The 3,843-nt window shown below is 71.5% G+C and carries 3 protein-coding genes and 1 pseudogene; 1 reads left to right on the top strand and 3 read right to left on the bottom strand.

Annotated features, from left to right (window positions below; genetic code table 11):
- Positions 1 to 304 (top strand): annotated as a pseudogene (locus D474_RS27770) (hypothetical protein); the annotation flags it as partial.
- A gap of 215 nt (positions 305 to 519) precedes the next feature.
- Here the strand turns inward: D474_RS27770 and D474_RS0105615 are convergent.
- The 3 genes from D474_RS0105615 to D474_RS27775 all read right to left on the bottom strand — a co-directional run.
- Positions 520 to 1,452, bottom strand: coding sequence for a type II secretion system F family protein (locus D474_RS0105615; RefSeq protein WP_017612616.1), 933 nt, complete (start codon positions 1,450 to 1,452; stop codon positions 520 to 522).
- 13 nt (positions 1,453 to 1,465) lie between these two features.
- Entirely contained in the window at positions 1,466 to 2,416 is a 951-nt protein-coding gene (locus D474_RS0105620; protein WP_017612617.1) for a type II secretion system F family protein, read from the bottom strand.
- A 50-nt stretch (positions 2,417 to 2,466) separates the two neighbouring features.
- On the bottom strand, positions 2,467 to 3,843 hold a 1,377-nt coding region (locus D474_RS27775; RefSeq protein ID WP_017612618.1), incomplete at its 5' end, for a CpaF family protein.

The raw sequence follows: 3,843 nt of genomic DNA on the forward strand, positions 1-3,843 counted from the left end.
GGACGCGCTGTGGGTCGAGGGCGAGTTCGCCACCACAGACAACCCGGCCGCGGAACCGGCGGTGTTCACGCTGGTCACCACCGCCGAGGGGGTGCCGCTCGCGTTCTCGTGGGAGGAGCAGACCCACTTCCACCTGCGCCCGACGTCGTCGCGGCTGTCCCCCGAGGACCTGGGCACGGGCGAGGAGGAGTATCCGCAGTGGTGGCACACCGAGTACACGTTCGTCTCGTTCGACACGGAGGTGGACCTGCCCGTGCCCGACCCGGACGATGTGCAGGCGAGCGAGCACCCCGACAGCGGATAGGGCACACACCGCAGCACCGGGGACCTGCGGCCCGCGCGGGCGTGCCTGCGCGGGCGCTCGTCGAGACTTCACCGTGTGTTCGCGCACCCTTCGCCGGCGCCTGCCACCATCACAGGTGTTCGTACTCGCGGACGGACACCACCGGGGTGCCGGGCTGGGACGGAACCCGGCCACCTCGGTGCCTTCCCGCCACCGCCCTCCGGGCCGTGCGCGGGTCAGCCGCCGAGGATCACGCCCAGGTCGACCTCGGTGCCGATGAACATCGACCCGACCACCAGGATCAGCAGCCCCGGCAGCAGGGTCACCGCGGTCACCATCGTCACGCGCGGGTTCAGCCGCTGCGCCTTGCGCCGCATGTACTGCGCGTCCGCGCGGCGCATGTCCTGGCTGATGTCCACGAGAGTCTGGCTCAGCGGCGCACCCAGCTCCTCCGCCTGCTGGATCGCGGTGACGAACTTGCTCAACGCCTCGTTCCGGTTCCGGCGGCGCAGCATCTCGAACGCTTCCCGCCGCGACGTGCCCAGCTCCATCTGCTGCAGCGCCAGCTTGAACTCCTCCGAGAGCACCCCGGGCATGGAGTCGGCGACCCGCCCCACGGCAGCACGGAACGACATTCCGGCGCTGACCGTCACTGCGAGCACGTCCAGGAAGTCCGGCAACTGCGACTGGACCTTGTCGGCCCGCTCCTGCGCCTGCACGTACAGGTTCAGGTCGGTCATGAAGATGAACGCGAGCACCACCACGCCCAGGAACACCTGGCCGGCCAGCAGCATCAGCAGCCCCACACCCCCGTAGAGCACGATCTCCCCGGCCCGGCGCCGCACGTAACGCTCCACGGTGAGCCCGTCGGGACGCCCGGCCGCCTCGATACGCTCGGCCACCGCCCGGCGGCGGCGTTCACCGAAGGAGTTGAGCACCGACGGCGCCAGCGGCCCCCCGAGCGCCTCGGTGATCCGGTGCAGCACGAAGACCCCGTCCGAGTAACGCTGCGCACGAGGAGCGGCCCCGATCGTTGGCCCCTCCACCGTCACCTGCGTGCGCGAGAGCAGCAGGGTGACCGCGTAGGCGGCCAGCAACACCACACCCGCGGCGGCCGCGGCCAACCCCAGCGGCACCGCCACGGCGGAGAGCTGTGCCATCGACACCATGTTCCACCTGCCCCTACAGCTCGAACCGGGTGATCCGGTTGACCAGGACGAACCCCAGCGTGAACAGTGCCGCCACCACCAGCAGCACAGCGATCCCGGCCGGGGTGGTCGTCATGACGCGCATGATCCCGGGCTCGATCATGTTGATGAGGAAGACCGCACCCACCGACATCGCTCCCAGCGCCCACACCGTGCTCGTGGTCTCGCTCAGGGTCGTGCGCACCTCGCGCCGCGTCTCCTTGCGGTTCTCCAGGGTCGAGGAGATGTTGCGCAGCGCCGTGACCAGCGACCCGCCCGAACGCGAGGAGACCACCAGTGTCGCCAGCAGCACCCCCAGCTCGCGCGAGGGCATGCGTTGGCGCAGCTCCGCGACGGCCTCCTCGAAACTCGCGCCGAGCTTCATCGACTCGGCCATGCGCGCCAGCTCCTCTCCGGCCGGCCCGTCCAGCTCCTCGGCGGCCATCGCCACGGCGGTCGGCAGCGCCAACCCGGCCGAGGTCGCATTGCCCAGCACCCGCGCCAGGTCGGGCAGCTGCGCGGTGAACTCCTCCCGCCGCTTGGCCTCGGCCCGGTTGAGGTAGGAGAAGAACAGGAACGCGACGCCGGCCGCGGCCAGCAGCCCGAAGAACGGCGCCAGCACCTGCCACACCACCACGACCGCGAGCAGAGCCCCCACCGACAGCGCCACCACGAACGTGGACAGCCGCACGTCCGCGCCCGACCGTGCGATCCGCCGGTGCAGGCGCGCCCCCCACTGGGTGCGGAACAGCGCTACCTCCAGCCGGGCCATCGGTGTGGCGGCCTCCCGCTCGGCACGGTCCAGGGCACTGCGTTCGGCGATCATGCGCCGCTGCTGGGTGCCGGAGACCAGCTCCCACACCGCCCACAGCACCACGGCCAGCACCAGCACGACGGCGACGAGGATCGCCACCAGGCGCCAGTCGGCCAGTGTCTCCCAGTTCACCGGGGTTCCGTCCTTCCTACGGGGGATGCGGGGGATGCCAGCGCCGGAGGTCAGCCCGCAGGGCCTCCGGGCTCCTGCGGGGGCGGGGTGCCGGGCGGGTGGGTCCGGCCGGGGCCGCGCGGCACGTACCCGTCGCCGTCGGCGGCCTGCCCGAAAGCTTGCCCGGCGGCCTGCCCGGGCCCCTGCGGCGCCTCCCGCTCGGCGACCACACCGAAGGCAGCGGGCACCGCCTCGCCCACGTGGTAGATGCGCCCGGCGATGTGGCGCGGCAGCGGGGCGTGGCGGAAGGTCCCCTCCACGTTCCGGTTCGGCCCGATCGGCTCGGCCTCGAACCGCAACACCGTGTCCAGCCGGAACTCCTCGCGCCGCTTGGACGAGACCACCGCGATCTCCTCCACCCGCCGCGACCCGTCCGGCCACCGCCCCAGGTGCACGATCGCGTCGACGGCGTTGTTGATCTGGTCGCGCAGAGCGTCGTAGGGCACCAGCCCCTCGCCCATCGTCGCCAGCGTCTGCAACCGGTGGATCGCGTCGTCGGCGGAGTTGGCGTGCACCGTCACCAGCGACCCGTCGTGGCCGGTGTTCATCGCCTGCAGCATGTCGATGGTCTCGGGCCCGCGCACCTCACCGACGATGATGCGGTCCGGGCGCATCCGCAGGGCGTTGCGCACCAGGTCCCGGATCTGGATCGCGCCCTGCCCCTCGATGTTGGGCGGACGCGACTCCAGGCGCACCACGTGGTCCTGCATCAACTGCAGCTCCGCGGAGTCCTCGATGGTCACGATGCGCTCGTCGGGCGGCACGAACGCCGACAGGGCGTTCAGGAACGTCGTCTTGCCGCTGCCGGTCCCGCCCGAGACCACGACGTTGAACCGCGCCCGCACCATCGCCGCCAGCAGGATCCCCGTCGCCGAGTCCAGGCTGCCCATGCGCACCAGGTCCTCGATGGGGTAGGGCTTCGGGAACCGCCGGATCGTCAGCACCGGCCCCGACAGCGACAGCGGCGGGATGATGACGTTGACCCGCTCGCCGCTGGGCAGGCGGGCGTCGACCATGGGGGAGGACTCGTCCACGCGGCGGTTCACCATCGACACGATCCGGTCGATGGTCTGGTACAGCTGGTCCTCGCCGTTGAAGCTCGCGTCCACACGCTGCATGCGGCCGTCGCGTTCGATGAAGACGTTGTCGGGGCCGTTGACCATGATCTCGGTGACGGACTCGTCGGCCAGCAACGGCTCGAGCACCCCCAGACCCAGGGCCTCGTCCACGACCCGGCGGATCAGCACCGACCTCTCGCGTTCGGCCAGCACCGGGCCCTCGCGGGTGAGGATGTGCCCGACCACCTTCTCCAGGCGCACCCGGCGCTGGGCGAGGGTGAGGCGGGTGAGGTCCTCCAGGTTGATCTCGGCGAGCAGCCGGCGCCGCCA

The organism is Nocardiopsis salina YIM 90010 (assembly GCF_000341025.1).
Lineage (GTDB): Bacteria > Actinomycetota > Actinomycetes > Streptosporangiales > Streptosporangiaceae > Nocardiopsis > Nocardiopsis salina.